16 protein-coding genes are annotated in these 18,153 nt (G+C 68.7%); 14 read left to right on the top strand and 2 right to left on the bottom strand.

The window, feature by feature from the left end; all coding sequences use genetic code 11:
• Window positions 1–116: 116 nt before the first annotated feature.
• From ABDC25_RS14740 to ABDC25_RS14705, 8 genes are all read left to right on the top strand, one after another.
• The gene (locus ABDC25_RS14740; RefSeq protein ID WP_021201088.1) at window positions 117–1,568 is read left to right on the top strand and encodes a helix-turn-helix domain-containing protein; all 1,452 of its coding nucleotides are present in this window, start codon (window positions 117–119) and stop codon (window positions 1,566–1,568) included.
• A gap of 256 nt (window positions 1,569–1,824) precedes the next feature.
• Window positions 1,825–3,381, top strand: coding sequence for a glucoamylase family protein (locus ABDC25_RS14735; protein ID WP_347126014.1), 1,557 nt, complete (start codon window positions 1,825–1,827; stop codon window positions 3,379–3,381).
• A gap of 36 nt (window positions 3,382–3,417) precedes the next feature.
• Window positions 3,418–4,044 carry a TetR/AcrR family transcriptional regulator gene (locus ABDC25_RS14730; protein ID WP_347123391.1) on the top strand — a complete coding sequence of 209 codons (627 nt, stop codon included), beginning with the start codon at window positions 3,418–3,420 and terminating at the stop codon, window positions 4,042–4,044.
• Between the two features lie 239 nt (window positions 4,045–4,283).
• On the top strand, window positions 4,284–5,387 hold the full coding sequence (locus tag ABDC25_RS14725) for an ABC transporter substrate-binding protein (RefSeq protein ID WP_347123389.1): 1,104 nt from the start codon (window positions 4,284–4,286) through the stop codon (window positions 5,385–5,387).
• Window positions 5,387–6,184, top strand: coding sequence for an ABC transporter ATP-binding protein (locus tag ABDC25_RS14720; RefSeq protein WP_136024938.1), 798 nt, complete (start codon window positions 5,387–5,389; stop codon window positions 6,182–6,184). The genes ABDC25_RS14725 and ABDC25_RS14720 overlap by 1 nt, the downstream gene beginning before the upstream one ends.
• A complete protein-coding gene (locus ABDC25_RS14715) occupies window positions 6,177–7,025 on the top strand; it encodes an ABC transporter permease (protein WP_021201083.1) in 849 nt (282 codons plus the stop codon). Before ABDC25_RS14720 ends, ABDC25_RS14715 begins: the two co-directional genes overlap by 8 nt.
• 167 nt (window positions 7,026–7,192) lie before the next feature.
• Window positions 7,193–8,572 carry an NtaA/DmoA family FMN-dependent monooxygenase gene (locus tag ABDC25_RS14710; protein WP_347123386.1) on the top strand — a complete coding sequence of 460 codons (1,380 nt, stop codon included), beginning with the start codon at window positions 7,193–7,195 and terminating at the stop codon, window positions 8,570–8,572.
• On the top strand, window positions 8,565–9,449 hold the full coding sequence (locus ABDC25_RS14705; RefSeq protein ID WP_347123384.1) for a ribokinase: 885 nt from the start codon (window positions 8,565–8,567) through the stop codon (window positions 9,447–9,449). The genes ABDC25_RS14710 and ABDC25_RS14705 overlap by 8 nt, the downstream gene beginning before the upstream one ends.
• 2 nt (window positions 9,450–9,451) lie before the next feature.
• On the opposite strand, the gene ABDC25_RS14700 is transcribed toward ABDC25_RS14705, so the two are convergent.
• Window positions 9,452–10,057: a PadR family transcriptional regulator gene (locus tag ABDC25_RS14700; RefSeq protein ID WP_021201080.1), complete on the bottom strand. Its 606-nt coding sequence runs from the start codon at window positions 10,055–10,057 to the stop codon at window positions 9,452–9,454.
• 103 nt (window positions 10,058–10,160) lie between these two features.
• Here ABDC25_RS14700 and ABDC25_RS14695 point away from each other — a divergent pair, with 103 nt between their 5' ends.
• Both ABDC25_RS14695 and ABDC25_RS14690 read left to right on the top strand, forming a co-directional pair.
• Window positions 10,161–10,685: a flavin reductase family protein gene (locus ABDC25_RS14695; RefSeq protein ID WP_021201079.1), complete on the top strand. Its 525-nt coding sequence runs from the start codon at window positions 10,161–10,163 to the stop codon at window positions 10,683–10,685.
• The gene (locus ABDC25_RS14690; RefSeq protein WP_021201078.1) at window positions 10,682–11,089 is read left to right on the top strand and encodes a riboflavin kinase; all 408 of its coding nucleotides are present in this window, start codon (window positions 10,682–10,684) and stop codon (window positions 11,087–11,089) included. Before ABDC25_RS14695 ends, ABDC25_RS14690 begins: the two co-directional genes overlap by 4 nt.
• Before the next feature lie 154 nt (window positions 11,090–11,243).
• Here the strand turns inward: ABDC25_RS14690 and ABDC25_RS14685 are convergent, their stop codons facing one another.
• Window positions 11,244–12,752, bottom strand: coding sequence for a PucR family transcriptional regulator (locus ABDC25_RS14685; RefSeq protein WP_167255623.1), 1,509 nt, complete (start codon window positions 12,750–12,752; stop codon window positions 11,244–11,246).
• Window positions 12,753–12,851: 99 nt separating this feature from the next.
• Between ABDC25_RS14685 and gabT the strand changes: the two genes are divergently transcribed.
• The 4 genes from gabT (at window position 12,852) to ABDC25_RS14665 (ending at window position 18,137) form a co-directional block, all read left to right on the top strand.
• Window positions 12,852–14,216 (top strand): 4-aminobutyrate--2-oxoglutarate transaminase, encoded by a 1,365-nt coding sequence (gene gabT, locus ABDC25_RS14680; protein ID WP_029258916.1) that lies wholly within the window; start codon window positions 12,852–12,854, stop codon window positions 14,214–14,216.
• A 107-nt stretch (window positions 14,217–14,323) separates the two neighbouring features.
• Window positions 14,324–15,706 (top strand): NAD(P)/FAD-dependent oxidoreductase, encoded by a 1,383-nt coding sequence (locus ABDC25_RS14675; protein WP_021201075.1) that lies wholly within the window; start codon window positions 14,324–14,326, stop codon window positions 15,704–15,706.
• On the top strand, window positions 15,706–16,590 hold the full coding sequence (locus ABDC25_RS14670) for a universal stress protein (protein ID WP_021201074.1): 885 nt from the start codon (window positions 15,706–15,708) through the stop codon (window positions 16,588–16,590). Before ABDC25_RS14675 ends, ABDC25_RS14670 begins: the two co-directional genes overlap by 1 nt.
• On the top strand, window positions 16,590–18,137 hold the full coding sequence (locus ABDC25_RS14665; RefSeq protein WP_029258915.1) for an APC family permease: 1,548 nt from the start codon (window positions 16,590–16,592) through the stop codon (window positions 18,135–18,137). The genes ABDC25_RS14670 and ABDC25_RS14665 overlap by 1 nt, the downstream gene beginning before the upstream one ends.
• Window positions 18,138–18,153 lie beyond the last annotated feature (16 nt).

Genomic DNA, 18,153 nt, shown 5'->3' with positions numbered 1-18,153 from the left:
TCCGGCGGCTGTGCCGGTGTGGCGTGGTTCCACTGTGCGTGAAGTTCGGAGGGCTGATCGACCGAATGTGAGGAGAAGATCGATGGAAATTCTGTTTCTGTGACAGAATCGGCCGCATGAGCACCATCGACGCTGCAGAAGAGGCCGACGCTCTCACGATCGGCCGCCGCATCCGCCAGCTCCGCACGGCGAAGGGCATGACCCTCGACGACCTCGCCTCTGCCGTCGATCGAGCGCCGAGCCAGATGTCGATGATCGAGACCGGGAAGCGCGAACCCAAGCTCACGCAGCTGCAGGCGATCGCCCGGGCGCTCGGGGTCACGATCGATGCCCTGCTGGAGGGCGAGCCGCTCGACGAGCGCAGTGCGGTCGAGATCGCACTCGAGCGGGCGATGAAGGGGCAGACGTTCCAGGCGCTGGGCATCGAGCCGTTCCGCATCGCGAAGAGTCTGCCGACCGACGCTCTGAAAGCACTGCTCGCCCTGCACGGCGAGATCGACCGGCTCAAGGATGAGCGGGCCGCGACACCGGAGGAGGCCCGGCGGGCGAACGTCGAGTTGCGGCACCTGATGCGTCGGCAGGACAACCACTTCGCCGACCTCGAGGCGAAGGCCGCCGAGATCCTCTCCGCGGTCGGTCATCCGGGTGGTCCGCTGACCCAGCGCACGGCGTCCGAGATCGCGGCCTACCTGGGCTTCACCCTGCACTACGCGCCCGACCTGCCGCAGACCACCCGGAGCGTCGCCGACCTCGCGAACGGCCGGCTCTACCTGTCGAGCAGCGTGCCCGCGAAGGGCGATGCCCGCACCGCGGTGCTGCAGGCGCTGTCGAGCCGCATCCTCGGGCACTCCGAGCCGCGCAGTTACGCCGAGTTCCTGCGTCAGCGCGTGGAGACGAACTACCTCACCGGTGCGCTCCTCATCCCCGAGGCGCATGTGGTCCCAGCGCTGAAGGATGCCAAGCAGCGTCGGGCGATCTCGATCGAAGACCTGCGCGACGCCTACTCGGTGTCGTACGAGACGGCCGCGCATCGGTTCACGAACCTCGCGACCCGGCACCTCGACATCCCCGTGCACTTCCTCAAGGTGCATGAGTCGGGCACGATCACCAAGGCGTACGAGAACGACGACGTGAACTTCCCCACCGACCGTCTCGGGGCCATCGAGGGGCAGATGTGCTGCCGCCGGTGGACCTCGCGTGTGGTGTTCGACGAGGACGACCGCTTCAACCCGTATTACCAGTACACCGACACCGGGAACGGCACGTACTGGTGCACCGCCCGGGTGGAGTCGTCGAGCGAGGGGCTGCACTCCGTCAGCGTGGGCGTGCGCTTCGACGACACGAAGTGGTTTGTGGGGCGCGACACCTCGCATCGGGGCGTCTCGAAGCACTCGGTCGAGGTGTGCTGCCGCCGGGCGCCGGCCGACCTGGAGGACCGCTGGCGAGACAACTCCTGGCCGAACGTGAAGACCCCGCGCACGCTGCTGGCGACCCTTCCTACCGGGGCCTTCCCCGGCGTCGACACGACCGACGTGTACGAGTTCCTGGAGGCGCACGCCCCCCGCTGACCCCGCCCCGCCCGTCCCCGCCCTCCGCCCCCGCCCCCGCCCGCTCCGCCCGGCGTTCCGGTCGCAGTTGCTGCCGCCCGGGAGCGGCGAAGGCGACAGGAAGTGCGACCGGAGCGGATGGATCGACTCGCGCGGGCATCCTGCGCAGGCTACGGAGCGGACGGAAGCGGGGGTTGAGCCAACACTGAACACCTGTTAGGTTTTCGCGTGTGGAGTGGCTCCGGTCAGCGGCGCCCGTTCTCGATGAGGAGACGTGATGAAGCGATGGATGAGCACACTGGCCACGGTCGGACTGGTCGTCTCAGGCCTGGCCCTGGCCGGACCGGCGGCGGCGGGAGGCGGCCGTCAGGGCGACGCCGAGCTCACGCGCTGGGCACAGGACACCTGGGGCTCCCTCGCGGCGATGACCGATGAGGAGACGGGCCTTCCGGCCGACAACATCACCGGCGACCTGCAGACCCCCAGCGCATACACTTCTCCGACGAACATCGGCGGATACCTGTGGTCGACCGTCACGGCGCGAGACCTCGGCATCATCGGCGCCGACGAGGCGCGCAGCCGCATGTCCGCCACGCTCGACACCCTCGAAGGGCTCGAGCGCAATGACGCGAGCGGCATGTTCTACAACTGGTACTCGCCCACGACGGGGGAGAAGCTGACGACCTGGCCCGACTCCGGCGATCCGGTGCACCCGTTCCTCAGCACGGTCGACAACGGGTGGCTGGCCGCCGCCCTGCGTATCGTCCGCGAGGCGGATCCTGCCCTCGCGGTGCAGGCGGACGCCCTCTACGACTCCATGGACTTCGCCTCGTTCTTCGATCCCGCGGGTGCCGCCGGCCTCCCCGCCGGCACCAACCGCGGCGGTTTCTGGGACGAGGTGCCGCCGGACTGCAGCGTCGCGGCCCCGATGTACAACGGATCGGGCGAGACCGCCTACTACACCTGCCACCACTACGACACGACCGTGAGCGAGAGCCGCATCGCGACCTATCTCGGCATCGCCAACGGCCAGATCCCGGCGACGGCGTTGTACGGCACGCATCGCACGATGCCGCCCGGCTGCGACTGGGCCTGGCAGGAGCAGCTGCCCGAGGGGGAGTACCGCACCTACGACGGCGTCGAGGTCTGGGAAGGCGCGTACAGCTATGACGGTATGTCGTTCGTCCCCAGCTGGGGCGGCAGCATGTTCGAGTCGCTGATGCCCGACCTGCTCGTCCCGGAGACGAAGTGGGGTCCGAAGTCGTGGAAGCTCAATCATCCGATCACGGTCGCCGTGCAGAAGCAGCACGGGCTCGACGAGGCCGGATACGGGTATTGGGGCTTCTCGCCCGCGAGTGATCCCTTCGGCGGATACGCAGAATACGGCGTCGACATCGCGGGCATGCGGTCTGACGGCTACACGTCCGACATGGAGAAGACCGACGTCGATGTGGACCGTCCGGGCTGTGCGGTGGGCACGAACCCCGCTCCCGAGTTCGGCGACGGCGTGATCACGCCGCATGCGGCCTTCCTCGCGCTGCCCTATGACCGCAAGGGTGTGCTGCGCAACCTCGAAGGCATCGAGGAGGATCTCGGCGCCTATGGCCCCGGTGGGTTCTACGACGCGGTCGCCGTGAAGAGCGGCACGATCGCCGAGCGCTACCTGTCACTCGACCAGTCGATGATCATGGCGGCGATCGGCAACGAACTCACGAAGGATAAGCTCAAGAACTACTTCGTGGATCGCGAGATGGAGAAGCTTCTGCGTCCCGCGATGCGGCAGCAGGAATTCAGCTCGTCGTGGGGTGCGGGTGGCAACGGCCACCAGGGCTGAACTGCCGCTTCCCTCGACGAGGGATGGGAGTGGGCAGTGGGAACGGACGGCCAGTCGACAGCGGGTCGTGGCCCCCGTGGCTCCTACGCCACGGGGCAGGCGCGACGGCAGGCGATCGTCGACGAAGCGCTGGTCGTGTTCGCCCGGACCGGATTCCACGGCGGGTCGCTGCGGGAGATCGCGAAGCGCGTCGGCGTGACGCCTGCCGGCCTCCTGCATCACTTCGCCGACAAGGAGGAGCTGTTCGCTGAGGTGCTGCACCAGCGCGACGAGAAGGTACGAGCGGCCGCGGGCGATCCCGCGGAGCACACCCTCCTCGAGCAGGCGAAGAGAGTCGTCGCCCACAACCAGACCTCGCGCGGCCTCACGTCGTTGTACGCGATCGTCTCGGCCGAGGCGACCGATCCGGAGCATCCGTCGCACGCCGAGTTCGCCGCCCGCTACCGGGCCCGAGCCGACGAAGCCGTGGAGATCCTTCGCCGTGGGCAGGAAGCCGGTGAGGTGCGCGACGACATCGACCCCGCGCTCGCTGCACGCCTGATCAGCGCCGTCATGGACGGGATCCAGCTGCAGTGGCTCCTCGACGAATCCGTCGACATGGTCCCGCTCTTCGACGAGTTCGTGCGCCGCTACCTCTACCCTGCCGACCCTCCCCGGCCCTGACGGCTCCCGCTCCGCCCTCGCTCCCGCTCTGTGTCGCCGGGTGCACGACTTCCTGCCGAGTGCACGGCTTCTCGACGTCGACAAGTCGTGCACTCGGCGAGTTCGCGTGCACTCGACGCCCGTCCAGCCCCCGTCCGTGTCGTGCCTGTCGTCAAAAGTTAGTTTGATCTTGCTTAGTCAATCTTGACTATGTTACTTTCATCGAGCCATCAACGACGAACGGCCGAGAAGGGACCCTCATGGCTACTTCCTCTGCGGAAACCCGATTCCGCATCACTGCCACCCTGACGTGCGTTCTCGCCGCCACGCTGACGCTCGGAGCATGCTCCGCGCAGACGCCAGGCGGCGATACCGCCCCCACGAGTGCGAGCGACACCGACGCCTGCAAGCGGAATCAGGATGCCGGCACCATCACCTACATCTCCGGCTACGGCTACTCCGCCAGCGCCGGCCAGCTCGACGTGTTCCTCGCCGAGGAGCTGGGCTACTTCGACGACCTGTGCCTCGATGTCGAGATCAACGCCTCCGGGGCGAACGGGCAGCAGCTCGTGGCATCCGGTCAGGCCCAGTTCACCGCTCTCGGTTCGGCATCCGACGTGATGCTGGCGGCGGCGAACAGCAAGAACCTCACGGCGGTCGCCACCTACGGCACGACCCTGCCGTTCTCGATCTTCGGCAACGAGAAGCTCGAGAGCCTGAAGGACCTCGAGGGCGGATCGCTCGGATACTTCATCAACCTGACGCCGATCGCCTCGGCCATGCTCGACGAGGCCGGCGTCGACGTCTCGAAGGTCGAGATGGTCAAGATGACCAACTACGACCCCACGGTCGTCGTCCGCGAGCAGGTCGACGCGATCGTCGGCTACGCCTCCAACCAGCCGCAGTCGCTCAAGGCTCAGGGCCTGCCGTTCAGCGAGTTCCTCCCCGCCGATCTCGGCGTCGAGGGTACATACAACGTGATGGAGGTGAATTCCCGATTCCTCGACGAGCACCGCGAGGTCGCCGCCGACTTCATGCGGGCGAGCCTCAAGGCGCTGCAGTACTGCCTGGACGAGTCGGATGCCTGCATCGACAAGCTCGCGAAGCTGGCCGAGGACAGCGGTCAGGGCGCAGCGTTCCCCCGCGACCAGCTCGCCCGCACGTGGGAGGTGGAGTCCGCGTGGGTGCGCGAGAGCGCCGGCGGGAACCCCGGCGTGCAGAACGAGTCGATGTGGGAGCCCGAGCACGCCCTCGTGAAGAAGTACGGCGACGTCAAGGAGCTGCCCGCGATCGCCGACATGATGGACGCCGACCTGGTCGCCGACCTCTACGACGGCGACACCCTGATCTGGCAGGAGAAGTGATGACGGTCGCACACGGCGCCGGCGTCGAGGTCAGGAACGTCTCGAAGTCGTTCGGCGTCGACGGCGCGAAGGTCACCGTGCTCGATGATGTGAGCCTGACGATCGGAATGGGCGAGTTCGTGTCGGTGATCGGCCCGAGCGGCTGCGGCAAGTCCACACTGCTCAAGGTCGTCGCCGGCCTTCTCGACGCCGACTCCGGAAGCGTCACGATCGACGGAGAGAGCGTCACGGCGGCTTCGCGCGACAAGAAGATCGGTCTCGTGCCGCAGTCGCCCGCACTGCTGCCGTGGAAGACGGTGCGCGAGAACGTCGAGCTGCCGGTGCGGATCAACGCCAAGGCCAACACCGGGCGAGCGCTGCGCGACCCGGAGGAGCTGTTGTCGACGTTCGGGCTCGGACAGGCGATGAAGAAGTACCCCGGTCAGCTCTCGGGCGGCATGCAGCAGCGCGCCGCGATCGCGAGGGCCTTCGTGTTCGACCCGGCCATCATGCTGATGGACGAGCCGTTCTCGGCGCTCGACGAGATGAACCGCGACCTGCAGCGGATCGCGCTGCTGGAGTTCTGGCAGTCCAACCGCAAGGCCGTCATGTTCGTCACGCACTCGGTGCCGGAGGCGATCATGCTCTCCGACCGCATCGTGGTGATGGCCGCGCACCCGGGGCGCATCGCCCAGGTGATCGATGTGAACCTGCCGCGGCCGCGCACCGAAGAGGCCTACGCGACGGACGAGTTCCGCGAACTGGAAGCAGTCGTGCGCGGTGCGCTGCGCGCGCAGACGGAGAAGGCCCATGTCTGAGCTGACGATGAGAGACACGACCGCCACCCTCGCGACCGCCCGCCTGAAGGCCCAGCCACGCCGGGGAGTTCCTTCCTGGCTGCGCTGGGGAGCGTGGGGACCCACGTTGATCACCTTCGTGATCGCCGCTCTCCTCTGGCAGGTCGTGGCCTGGACCAACCCGTACGTGCTGCCGACGCTGGAGGCGATCGGCGCCAGCCTCGTCGATGACGCCGGCATGTACTGGTCGAACTTCCTCGTCACGCTCCTCGAGGTGGTGGTCGGCGCCGCCGCCGGTATCCTCGCCGGATTCCTCCTGGCGGTCGTCATGGCGGAGTTCCAGATCATCGAGCGGGCGGTCATGCCGCTGGTCATCATCGTGATGGTGACCCCGATCGTGGCGATCGCCCCCGCACTGGTCGTGGCCTTCGGCTTCGGCATGGTGCCGAAGTTCATCGTGACGGGGCTCGTGGTGTTCTTCCCGATGCTCGTGAACTCGCTCGCGGGTCTGCGCGACGTCGATCAGAAGGCGCTCGACGTCTTCAAGACGCTGCACGCCTCGCGGTGGGAGATCTTCCGCGAGCTGCGCTTTCCCGGCAGCATGCCCTACGTGTTCGCAGGGCTCCGCATCGCCCTGCCGCTCGCGGTGGTCGGCGCGGCGGTCGCCGAGTTCGTCGCGGCGGGACAGCAGGCCGGTCTCGGCTCGCTCGTCACCACGTCTGCGGCTCAGGCGAACCTCGCGGTCACCTGGGCCAGCATCGCTCTGCTCTGCCTGCTCGGTGTGCTCCTGATCATCGTCCTCGCCCTGGTGCGCAAGCGCGTGCTCTGGTGGAGCGACGGCGAGGTCACGGCCAAGGGCTGACGCGGCACCCTCATCCCGGGACGGGTGCCCCCCAACCCGTCCCGGGGTTCCTCCGGCGTGCCCGGAACCACTCCAGAACCGCTCCGGAACCACCAGAACGACTCCGGAACCAGCAGAACGACTCCGGAACCAGCAGAACGAACCACCCACAAGGAAGGCACCCGCACATGACCGATCAGAACACCGTCAAGCAGTTGCGTCTCGGCCTCTTCGAGAACGCCCAGGCGAACGACTCCGGCACCGCCACGTGGCGGCACCCCGACAACGGGCGCTACCTGTTCGACAAGCTCGAGTACTGGCGCGACACCGCGCGCATGGTCGAGGACGCCGGGTTCGACTTCCTGTTCCTCGCGGATGCCTGGGGGTGGGCCGACGTCGCCGGCGAGCGTCCCGACATCTGCTCCCTCGAAGGTCTCGACCTGCCGCGTCTGGACCCGGCGATCATCCTCGCCGCTCTCATCCCCGAGACGACGCGCCTGGGGCTCGTCGCCACCGGCTCGACACTGCTCGAACCGCCCTATTCGTTCGCGCGACGGATGGCGACGCTCGACATCCTCTCCGGCGGCCGCATCGGCTGGAACGTGGTCACCACCGGCACGGCGGACACGGCTGTGCAGGGCTTCGGCGTGCCGATGGTCGGCCACGACGAGCGCTACCTCATGGCCGACGACTTCATGCAGGTCGTCTACAAGCTGTGGGAGCAGGCGTGGGAGGAAGGGGCTCTGGAGCGCGACAAGTCCGGGCGCTTCGCCGACCCGTCCAAGGTGCACCGCATTGCGCACGACGGCCCCTACTTCCGATCGCACGGCTACGGCAACACCTCGCGCTCGCCGCAGGGTACCCCGGTGCTGTTCCAGGCCGGGGCTTCCCCCGCGGGCCGGGAGTTCGGGGGCAAGCACGGCGAGGCGATCTTCGTCGGCAGCGGCTCGGTCGAGCAGCTGCGTGCGCACTCGTCGGCGATCCGCGAAGAGGCCGTCAAGAACGGCCGCGGGGCCGACGAGGTGAAGATCATGTCGGCATTCGCCGCGATCGTCGGCAGCACCGAGGAAGAGGCGCAGCGCAAGTACGCCGAGGTCGCCGACGCGCAGAACCCCGACGTCACCGTCGCCTCCTACGCATGGTTCACCGGCCTCGACCTCTCGGCCTATGCGCCGAACACGCCGATGTCGGAGCTGAGCACCGAGCTGTCGCAGACCCAGGTCGCCCGCTTCGCCGACAAGACGGTCGGCGACGTTCTCGGAGACTGGCACGCGCACGGCGTCGGCGCCCGCCCGATCGTCGGCACCCCCGAGCAGGTGGCAGACCGGATGATCGAGCTCGCCGACGGCGCCGACCTGGACGGATTCCTGTTCGCTCCCGTCATCCCGCCGGCGTCGACGATCGACTTCATCGAGCACGTGCTGCCGATCCTCAAGGAGCGCGGTGCGATCGCCGAACCCTCGGCCGAGCCGCAGTCGCTGCGTGAGCGTCTGATCGGCACGCCGACGCCGGCGCTCTCCGACTCGCACACCGGCTCCCAGTACCGACGGACGATGTCGCGTGTCTGACACCCTCACCGGTGTCGCCGTCGTGGGGAGCGCGAATCTCGATCTCGTGGTCGAGGTCTCGCGCCCTCCACGTGTCGGCGAGACCCTGCTCGGTCGGGCCGGCGGCCGCTTCGCCGGGGGCAAGGGGCTGAATCAGGCCGTCGCCTCCGCACGCAGCGGGGCTCCGACCCGGTTCTGTGCGGTGGTCGGAACGGACGAGGCCGCCGACGTGCTGCAGCAGACGCTGGCGGATGCCGGAGTCGCGGCGGCCCTGCGCCGGAGTGCCGCCGTTCCGACGGGCGTCGCCCACGTGCTGGCCTTCGACGACGGCGACAACAGCATCATCGTCGCGGCCGGTGCGAACGCCGAGCTCGATGTCGACGACGCGGTCGCCGGGATCGCGGGCGCGGCGGTCGTGCTCGCGCAGCTGGAGGTTCCGCTCGCGAGCGTGGCGGCCGCCCTGCGCGCGGGCCGGACGGCCGGAGCCCTGACGATCCTGAACGCCGCGCCCGCACATGCCGAGGCGGTCGAGATGCTCGGCGACGTCGACGTGCTGGTGGTCAACGAGACCGAGTGCACCGCGCTCGGCGGCATCGACCGGCTGCACGCCGCCGGAGCCCCGGTGGTGGTTCTCACCCGGGGTGCCGGGGGAGTGGTGCTGCATCGCGCGGGGAGCGATCCTCTGCAGGTCGACGCGTTCCGGATCGATCCGGTGGATACGACCGGCGCCGGCGATGCGTTCTGCGGAGCCCTGGCCGCCGCGCTCGCCCAGGGAGAAGCAATCGAGACGGCGCTGATCCGGGCCTGTGCGGCCGGCGCCGTGGTGGCGCAGCATCGGGGTGCGACGACGTCGGCCCTGTCGCGCGAGTCGATCGACGCGCTCGTCTCGTCGCGCTGACCTCAGGCCGACGAGGCCGCGTCGGCCGACGCTGCGCCCTCGGTCGTCTCGCCGGCGAATGTGTACTCCCCACCGCGCAGACGTTCCAGCAGGTCGAGCAGCCACTGCTTCTCGGCCGTGAGGCGGGCTGTGGAGAGGTCGAAGATCTCCCGCACGTACTTGGGCGTCGTCTCGGAGCGCAGCGTGTCCTGCACGTCGAAGCCGTTCTGCGTGATGATCGCGTCGCTCTTGATGAGGCGGTGCTCGAGGCCGGCGATCACCTCCTGCCGACTCAGAACGAACATGAACGAGGCCACGGTCATGATGGCCTGGGTGTCGAAGGCTGCGACGTTCCAGAGGTTCTCGCGCAGCATGCGCTGCAGTTCGACCTCGCCGGCCGGGGTGATGCGGTAGGTGGTCCGCGCCGGGCGCTTGCCCTCGGCTTCGGTGCCGCTTTCGGCGATGTAGCCGTCGACCTCGAGGGCGCGCAGGGCGTTGTAGATCGATCCGGGTTGGATATGCGCCCACTCGTCGACGTGCCAGGTCATGAGTTCGCGACGGAGGAAGTACCCGTGCACGGGCTGGAACTGCTTCACGGCGCCGAGGACGACGAGGCGGGTGGTCGACATGCCCCTCATGCTAACGGCTGGCCTTCGCCTTTCCTGTTGTTTGCATGATCAAAGTTGCCTATTATCAAAACTAGTCAAAGTTGACTAACGAAAGGAAGCCGAAATGACGACTGTCGTGACCGACGCGCTGACGAACGATACGGTCCCGCGCGACCTCGCCCTCCGCCGGGCCTTCTCGGTATACCCGACCGGCGTCGTGGCCCTGGCCGCGCACGTCGACGACCGTGCCGTGGGAATGGCGGTCAACTCCTTCACCTCGATCTCGCTCGAACCGGCGCTGGTGGCGATCAGCGCCGCCCGTACGTCGAAGACCTGGCCGGTGCTGCGCACCGTGCCCGAGCTCGGCATGAGTGTGCTCGCCGCGCACCACGAGCCGCTCAGCCGCTCGCTCTCGGCGAGGGAAGGCGACCGGTTCGGCGGCCATGAGTGGCGCCGCACCGATGGCGGAGCCGTGCTGATCGCGGACGCAGCGCTCTGGCTCACGTGTCGCCTGCACAGCACGTTCGACGGCGGCGACCACGAGATCGCGCTGTACGAGATCGCCGACATCACGCTGTTCGACGACGTCGAGCCACTGGTCTTCCATCAGAGCCGCTACCGCTCGATCGCCGCCCCCGAGAACGCGTGAGCGCGTCGCCGCCCGGGACGATCGTCGGACTGGTCGTCCCCGGCGACGGTCGGGGTCGCGAGCTCGGCTTCCCGACGGCGAACCTGGCGCTCGACCACGAAGATCTGCCCGACGACGGGATCTACGCGGCGTGGGTGCGGATCGACGACGACCTGCTGTCGTGGGCGGCGAGTGTCAGTGTCGGGATGAACCCGACCTTCGACGGCGATCGCGAGCGACGCGTCGAGGTGCACCTGCATGATGCCGACATCGACCTCTACGGTCGGCGCCTGTGCGTGACCCTCGTCGCGCGCCTTCGCCCGACGCTGCGGTTCGACGGCGTCGAGGCGTTGATCGCCCAGACTGCCGATGACGTCACGCGGTGCCGGGCGGTGCTGGCTGCGGGAGCGCGCATCCACTCCTGACCCGCTCTTGGCCCGATGTTGGCCCGCTGCTCCGGTTGCAGTTCCTGCCGCTCAGACGTCGCGGGGGCGGCGCGAAGTGCGACCGGAGCGTTCCCGCCGCGCGGGGTGCGAGCAGGAAGCACGTGGATGATCGGGAGCGTGCAGCCGCCCCGGCTCAGTCGCGGGCGGTCTGCAGGATCGTCCAGAGCTCGGCGCGGGCGGGGAAGGTCGACAGGTCGACGTCGAGCAGCGCGCCCGCGTGGGCGATGCGGGAGCGCAGGGTGTGCCGATGCACTCCGAGCGCGACCGCGGCGGATTCCGCTTTCGCGTCATGCTCCAGCCAGGTGCGCAGCGAGCGTTCGAGCTCGGCGCCCGTACGGGCGTCGTGCTCGCGCACCGGGGCCAGGCGCGATTCGGCGACGAGGCGCGCCTCGTCGGTCGCGAGGGCCGTGAGGATGCTCGACCCGACGGTGTCGGAGTAGCGGGCGACCCCGTGGGTGCCCTGCTGACGCAGCGCCGTGAGCGCCTGCGCGTGTGCCCGGGCGAACGAGTCGTACCCTTCGGGATCGGAGACGCCGATGCGGATGCCGAAGCGGGCGGCGACCTCGTCGAGCAGGGCCTCGTCTCCGGCTGAGACGCACATCGTCACCCCGTCCTCGGATTCGGCGAGGAAGATCGAGGTCCCGTGCTCGGCGCGGTGCCGCTCCCACCAGTCGGAGAGCGGCCCTGCCGGCGCGTCGGCGGCGACGGCCACGAGCACGGGTGCGGTGGGCAGGCTGCCCAGCACCCTCCTGGCCAAGGTGGGGTCGTCGGCGAGGAGTGATCTGAGGAGCTGCGCGTGCAGGCGACGACGACTGCGGGCGAGCTGCTCGCTCTGCTCCATCGCGAGTCCTGCCATGGCGATCACCGAGGTCACGACCGACCGGGCTTCGGGATCGAGCGTATCGACGGCGAGGGCGATGACGCCCCGCAGATGCCCGCCGCGGCCGACCGTGAACAGCATGAACGAATGGTCTTCGATGCTGAGCGACTGCCCCGCCTCGAGTCCACGGGTCAGGATCTCCACCGCGCGATTCCCGAGCTCGTCGAGCACACGGGCCTCCACCGTTTCGCGAGGGTGGGAGAGGGTGAGCGCTCCGGCGGCGTCGAACATCCCGGCCCAGACGCCGATTCGCCGCCCGAGTTCGGCGATCGTCGCATCGAGGCCGTGCGGACGGAGGGCGGCGAGAGCGAGGGCACGCTGCGTGTCGAGGGCCCAGGACCGTCGGGCATACGCCTGAGCCGCGATCGCCTCGGAGTGCGCGCGGGCGACGGCGATGAACGGGGTACGGTACGGGACGGCGAACAGCGGCATCCCGTGCGCGGCGCACGCGTCGACGAGCTCTTCCGGGATGCCGGATCGGTGCACCTCGGTGCCGAATCCCAGACCGATCACCCCGCGGTCCGCGAGCCGCCCGACGTACGTGTCGATGCTGACGGCTTCGTCGAACTGGGTTCCGGTGGTCAGCAGCGCCAGGTCTTCGGACAGGAACGGGGTGGGGTCGGCGAGATCGGAGCTGTGCACCCAACGCAGCGGGCGGTCGAGTGCCCCATCGGGGATGTCGCCTTCGCGGGGGATCAGAGAGAGCCCGAGGTCGCGACGCTGCAACAGGGCGCGCAGGGTCGGCTGGGCGGTGACGACCACGGTGACCTCCGGCGAGTTGTACGAGCGGGCGATTTGCTTCTCCAGATTGTACAGACCGGTGAGTGCAGCCGGCTCGGTGGCCGCCGTACGCTCGCGAACATGGCACTCCTCGACACCGCAGCCCCCGCAGTCCCTCTCGGCGGACCCGACCTCCCCCAGGAGCGTCGTCTGGTCACGGATCTTCCCGGCCCGCGCTCGGCCGAGATCCTCGCGCGCAAGGCGGATGCCGTGGCAGCGGGCGTCGGACACACCGTTCCGGTCGCCGCTGTCGCCGCCGGTGGCGGCGTCGTCGTGGACGCCGACGGGAACTCGCTCATCGACCTCGGCTCTGGCATCGCCGTGACCACCGTCGGCAACGCGCACCCCAAGGTCGCCGCGGCCGTCGCCGCTCAGGCCGCGCAGTTCACCCACACCTGTTTCATGATCTCGCCCTACGAGTCGTACGTCGGCGTCGCCGAGGCGCTCAACCGCGTGACCCCCGGTGACTTCGCCAAGAAGAGCGCCCTGTTCAACTCGGGCGCCGAGGCGGTCGAGAACGCGATCAAGATCGCCCGCAAGCACACCGGTCGCCAGGCGGTCGTCGCCTTCGACCACGGCTACCATGGCCGCACCAACCTCACCATGGCGCTCACCGCCAAGTCGATGCCCTACAAGAGCGGTTTCGGCCCCTTCGCGCCCGAGGTCTACCGGGCGCCGATGTCGTACCCGTTCCGCGACGGACTCGATGGACGTGAGGCCGCGGCCCGCGTCATCCTCCAGCTCGAGAAGCAGATCGGCGCCGACAACCTGGCCGCGGTCATCATCGAGCCCATCCAGGGCGAGGGCGGCTTCATCGTCCCCGCCGACGGGTTCCTCCCCGCGATCGTCGAGTGGTGCCGCGCGAACGGCGTCGTGTTCATCGCCGACGAGGTGCAGACCGGCTTCGCCCGCACCGGGCACATGTTCGCGAGCGAGATCTTCGGCATCGAGCCCGATCTGATCACCACGGCCAAGGGCATCGCCGGCGGCCTCCCGCTCGCTGCGGTCACCGGTCGCTCCGAGATCATGGACGCCTCGCACTCGGGCGGCCTCGGTGGCACCTACGGGGGCAACCCCATCGCCTGCGCCGCAGCCCTCGCCTCGATCGACGTGTTCGAGAACGACGGCGTGATCGAGCGGGCGCGCGAGATCGGCACGATCCTCATCGACCGCCTCACCGCGATCCAGCAGAACGACCCGCGCGTCGGCGACGTCCGCGGCCACGGTGCGATGATCGCCGCCGAGTTCGTCGACCCCGAGACCAAGGCGCCGAACGCCGCTCTCACGGCCGCCGTCGCCAAGGCGTGCATCGCGCAGGGCGTCATCGTCCTCACCTGCGGAACCTACGGCAACGTCATCCGCTTCCTCCCTCCGCTCTCGATCGGCGACGACCTGCTGAACGAGGGACTCGACATCGTCGCCGCCGCCCTGGCCGCCGCCGAATAGCATCCGGGCCGCACTCCCGTGCGGCCCGACCCCCTGTCCGGTCGCGACCCCAATCGGGGGATTTCGGGTCGCGACCGGCACTACTTCCCCCAACGAAGGAGTTGCAGATGTCTGAGATCACCCGCGACGTACTCATCATCGGCGCCGGAGCCGCAGGGCTCACCGCCGCGAACGACCTGCGCAAGGCCGGCCTGTCGGTCGCCGTGCTGGAGGCCCGCGACCGCGTGGGCGGACGCCTGTGGACCGACGTCATCGACGGCGCCATGCTCGAGATCGGCGGTCAGTGGGTCTCGCCCGATCAGGATGCGCTCAAGGACGCCATCGAAGAGCTGGGCCTCGAGACCTACAGCCGCTACCGCGAAGGCGACAGCGTCTACGTCGGCCCCGACGGGAAGACGCACCGTTTCACGGGGGAGATGTTCCCCGTGTCGCCGGAGACCGAGGCCGTGATCGCCCGGATCACGGGCATCCTCGACGCCCTGGTCGCCGAGATCGACCCCGATCAGCCGTGGGCGCACCCGAACGCCGAGGAGTGGGATTCGATCACCTGGGACGCCTGGCTGCGCTCGCAGACCGATGACGACGAGGCCGTGCGCAACCTGGCCTTCGCCACGGGATCGGCGATGCTCACCAAGCCCACGCACTCGTTCTCGCTGCTGCAGTCGCTGCTGATGGCCGCATCCGCCGGTTCGTACTCGAACCTCGTCGACGCCGACTTCATCCTCGACAAGCGCGTGGTCGGCGGTCTGCAGCAGGTGCCGCTGCGTCTCGCCGAGCGCCTGGGCGACGACGTGCTGCTGAACCAGCCGGTCCGCAGCCTCGAGTGGTCGGACGCGGGGGTCGTCGCCACCACCGACGAGCTCACGGTCCGCGCCCGCCACGCGATCCTCGCGCACGCGCCGGTGCTGTACAGCCGTATCTCCTTCGATCCGCCGCTGCCGCGTCGTCAGCACCAGCTGCACCAGCACCTCTCGATGGGCTTCGTCATCAAGGTGCACGCGGTCTACGATCGTCCGTTCTGGCGCGAGCAGGGTCTCAGCGGCACCGCGTTCAGCCCGTACGAGCTGTCGCACGAGGCGTACGACAACACGAACCACGGCGACGAGCGCGGCACCCTGGTGGGCTTCGTCTCCGACGCCAACGCCGACGGCGTGTTCGAGCTCTCTGCCGAGGAACGCAAGGAGCGCATCCTCGAGTCGCTCTCGCACTATTACGGCCCAGAGGCCAAGAACCCGGTCGTCTACTACGAGAGCGACTGGGGCAGCGAGGAGTGGACGCGTGGTGCCTATGCCGCGAGCTTCGACATGGGTGGCCTGCACCGTTACGGCGCCGACCTGCGCACGGCGGTCGGCCCGATCCACTTCGCCTGCAGCGACATGGCCGGAGCCGGGTACCAGCACGTCGACGGTGCGATCCGGATGGGACACCTCGTCGCATCCAACATCGTCGATGCGAGCCGCGAGTCCGGCGCTGTCGAGAGCAGCAGCTGATGACCGGCTCGGTCGTCGTGGGGTACACGGCGACGGATGCGGGAGCGGATGCCGCGGCGCTGGGCGCGCGCATCGCCCGCAGCCTGGGCGCGACCCTGCACCTGGTGATCGTGCTGCCGAACGAAGGAACACGCAACGCCGCGGTGCCGCCGGAGCGCGCCTATGAGGAGCACATCCGGTCGCAGGCCAGGAAGTGGCTCGCCGACGCCGTCGTCCGGCTGCCGCAGGAGCTGACCCGCAGCGGTCATGTCCGGTTCTCCGAGTCGTTCGCCGAGGGGCTCATTGCCGCTGGCGAGGAGTTCGGCGCCCGGGTGATCGTGATCGGTGCGGCGGGCGGGGGCATCTTCGGACGCCACCGGCTCGGCAGCGTCGCCTCCGAGCTGCTCCATTCGTCGACCATCCCGGTCGCACTGGCTCCGGTGGGCACCGCCCAGCAGGACGACCACGTCATCCCGCGCGTCACGGTCGCCGTCGGATCGAGGCCGGGCGCCGATGCGCTGCTCGACGAGGCTGTCGCCCTCGCCGGCGACAGCGGCGTCGACCTGCGCCTCGTGTCCCTCGTGCCGTTCGATGTGCCCCCGGGGCTCGATACGGGCGCGATCCGCACGGTCGGTGACGACCACGGGCAGGAGGTCCTCGCGATGGCGACAGAGCTGCTCCCCGACGGGCGCACCGCCGCCGTCGAGAAGGCTCCGGGCGACACCGTCGAAGATGCGGTCGCGAACCTCTCCTGGCTTCCCGGCGAGGTGGTCCTGGTCGGCTCCAGCAGGCTGGCGCAGCCCCGTCGTCTCTTCCTGGGCTCCACGGCGGCGAAGATGCTGCACGAGCTGCCCGTCCCCATGATCGTCGTCCCGCGCACCCGCAACGAAGCAGGAGAACGCTGATGAGCAGCACCAACCGGGCGACGGAGCCCGAATCCGGTGTCACGACCGGGATCTCCACCAAGGGCCTGAGCGCCGGAACGGTCGGCCTGATCGGCGCGGTCGTGATCGGCATCTCGTGCATCGCACCCGCCTACACCTTCACCGCCGCCGTCGGCCCTGTGGCCTCCACGGTGGGGTCGCAGATCCCCGCGATCATCCTGGTCGGCTTCATCCCGATGCTCCTGGTCGCCTTCGGGTACCGCGAGCTCAACAACCGGATGCCCGACTCCGGCACCTCGTTCACCTGGGCGGCCCGCGCCTTCGGTCCGTGGGTGGGCTGGATGGCGGGCTGGGGCCTGGTCGTCGCCACGATCCTCGTGCTGTCCAACCTCGCGGGCATCGCCGTCGACTTCCTCTTCCTGCTGATCTCGCAGATCACGGGCAACCCCGACATCGCCTCCCTCGCGAGCGTCACCTGGATCAACATCGGCGTGTGCCTGCTGTTCATGCTCGGGGCGACCTGGATCTCGTACCGCGACATGCAGACGACGCAGAAGCTGCAGTACTGGCTCGTCAGCTTCCAGATCCTCGTCCTGCTCTTCTTCGCCGGTGCGGCGATCGTGCAGGCCGTCAACGGCAACGGGTTCGACTACCAGCCCTTCGATCTGAACTGGTTCAACCCGTTCGCGATCTCGTCGTTCAGCGCCGTCGCCGCCGGACTCTCGCTGTCGATCTTCATCTTCTGGGGCTGGGACGTCACCCTCACCATGAACGAGGAGACCAAGGACCCGGAGAAGACCCCGGGTCGCGCGGCCACCGTCACGGTGCTGATGATCGTCTCGCTCTACCTGCTGCTCGCGGTGGCGATGATCATGTTCGCCGGTGTCGGCACCGGTGCGCTGGGTCTCGGCAACGAGGACATCCAGGAGAACGTGTTCTTCCACCTCTCCGGCCCGATCCTCGGCCCGCTCGCCTTCCTGGTGTCGCTCGCGGTGCTGACCAGCTCGGCGTCGTCGCTGCAGTCCACGTTCGTGGGACCGGCGCGCACGCTGCTGGCGATGGGGCACTACGGCGCCCTGCCCAAGTCGTTCGCGAAGGTCAGCCCCCGCTTCTTCACCCCGGGGTACGCGACCATCATCTCCGCCATCGTCGCGTCGGCCTTCTACGCTGTGATGCGCGTCGTGAGCGAGGACACGCTGTGGGACACCATCCTCACGCTCGGCATGATGATCTGCTTCTACTACGGGATCACCGCCTTCGCGTGCGTCTGGTACTTCCGCAAGCAGTGGTTCGACTCGACGAGGAACTTCTTCTTCACGTTCCTCTTCCCGCTCGTCGGCGGTGCGATCCTCGCGGTGCTGTTCTTCACGACGCTGATCGACTCGATGGACCCGGCCTACGGCTCGGGTTCTCAGATCGGCGGCGTCGGCATCGTCTTCATCCTCGGAATGCTGATCATCGGCGTCGGCATCGTCGTCATGGTCTGGAACGCCATCAGACGGCCGGCGTTCTTCCGCGGTCAGACGCTGAGCATCGACGCACCTCCCAGCCGACGCACGCGCTCCTAGCCCTCCTCACAGAAAG

This window comes from Microbacterium sp. SY138 (assembly GCF_039729145.1).
Taxonomy (GTDB): domain Bacteria; phylum Actinomycetota; class Actinomycetes; order Actinomycetales; family Microbacteriaceae; genus Microbacterium; species Microbacterium maritypicum_A.
This window is presented reverse-complemented; position numbering and strand designations above follow the sequence as displayed.

What these genes read in the sequence shown, in the direction of transcription:
- ABDC25_RS14675 (WP_021201075.1), top strand. Translation starts at nt 14,324, where the DNA reads ATGTCTGAGATCACCCGCGACGTACTCATCATCGGCGCCGGAGCCGCA.
- ABDC25_RS14735 (WP_347126014.1), top strand. Translation starts at nt 1,825, where the DNA reads ATGAAGCGATGGATGAGCACACTGGCCACGGTCGGACTGGTCGTCTCA.
- ABDC25_RS14720 (WP_136024938.1), top strand. Translation starts at nt 5,387, where the DNA reads ATGACGGTCGCACACGGCGCCGGCGTCGAGGTCAGGAACGTCTCGAAG.
- ABDC25_RS14695 (WP_021201079.1), top strand. Translation starts at nt 10,161, where the DNA reads ATGACGACTGTCGTGACCGACGCGCTGACGAACGATACGGTCCCGCGC.
- ABDC25_RS14740 (WP_021201088.1), top strand. Translation starts at nt 117, where the DNA reads ATGAGCACCATCGACGCTGCAGAAGAGGCCGACGCTCTCACGATCGGC.
- ABDC25_RS14725 (WP_347123389.1), top strand. Translation starts at nt 4,284, where the DNA reads ATGGCTACTTCCTCTGCGGAAACCCGATTCCGCATCACTGCCACCCTG.
- gabT (WP_029258916.1), top strand. Translation starts at nt 12,852, where the DNA reads ATGGCACTCCTCGACACCGCAGCCCCCGCAGTCCCTCTCGGCGGACCC.
- ABDC25_RS14665 (WP_029258915.1), top strand. Translation starts at nt 16,590, where the DNA reads ATGAGCAGCACCAACCGGGCGACGGAGCCCGAATCCGGTGTCACGACC.
- ABDC25_RS14715 (WP_021201083.1), top strand. Translation starts at nt 6,177, where the DNA reads ATGTCTGAGCTGACGATGAGAGACACGACCGCCACCCTCGCGACCGCC.
- ABDC25_RS14710 (WP_347123386.1), top strand. Translation starts at nt 7,193, where the DNA reads ATGACCGATCAGAACACCGTCAAGCAGTTGCGTCTCGGCCTCTTCGAG.
- ABDC25_RS14670 (WP_021201074.1), top strand. Translation starts at nt 15,706, where the DNA reads ATGACCGGCTCGGTCGTCGTGGGGTACACGGCGACGGATGCGGGAGCG.
- ABDC25_RS14700 (WP_021201080.1), bottom strand. Translation starts at nt 10,057, where the DNA reads ATGTCGACCACCCGCCTCGTCGTCCTCGGCGCCGTGAAGCAGTTCCAG.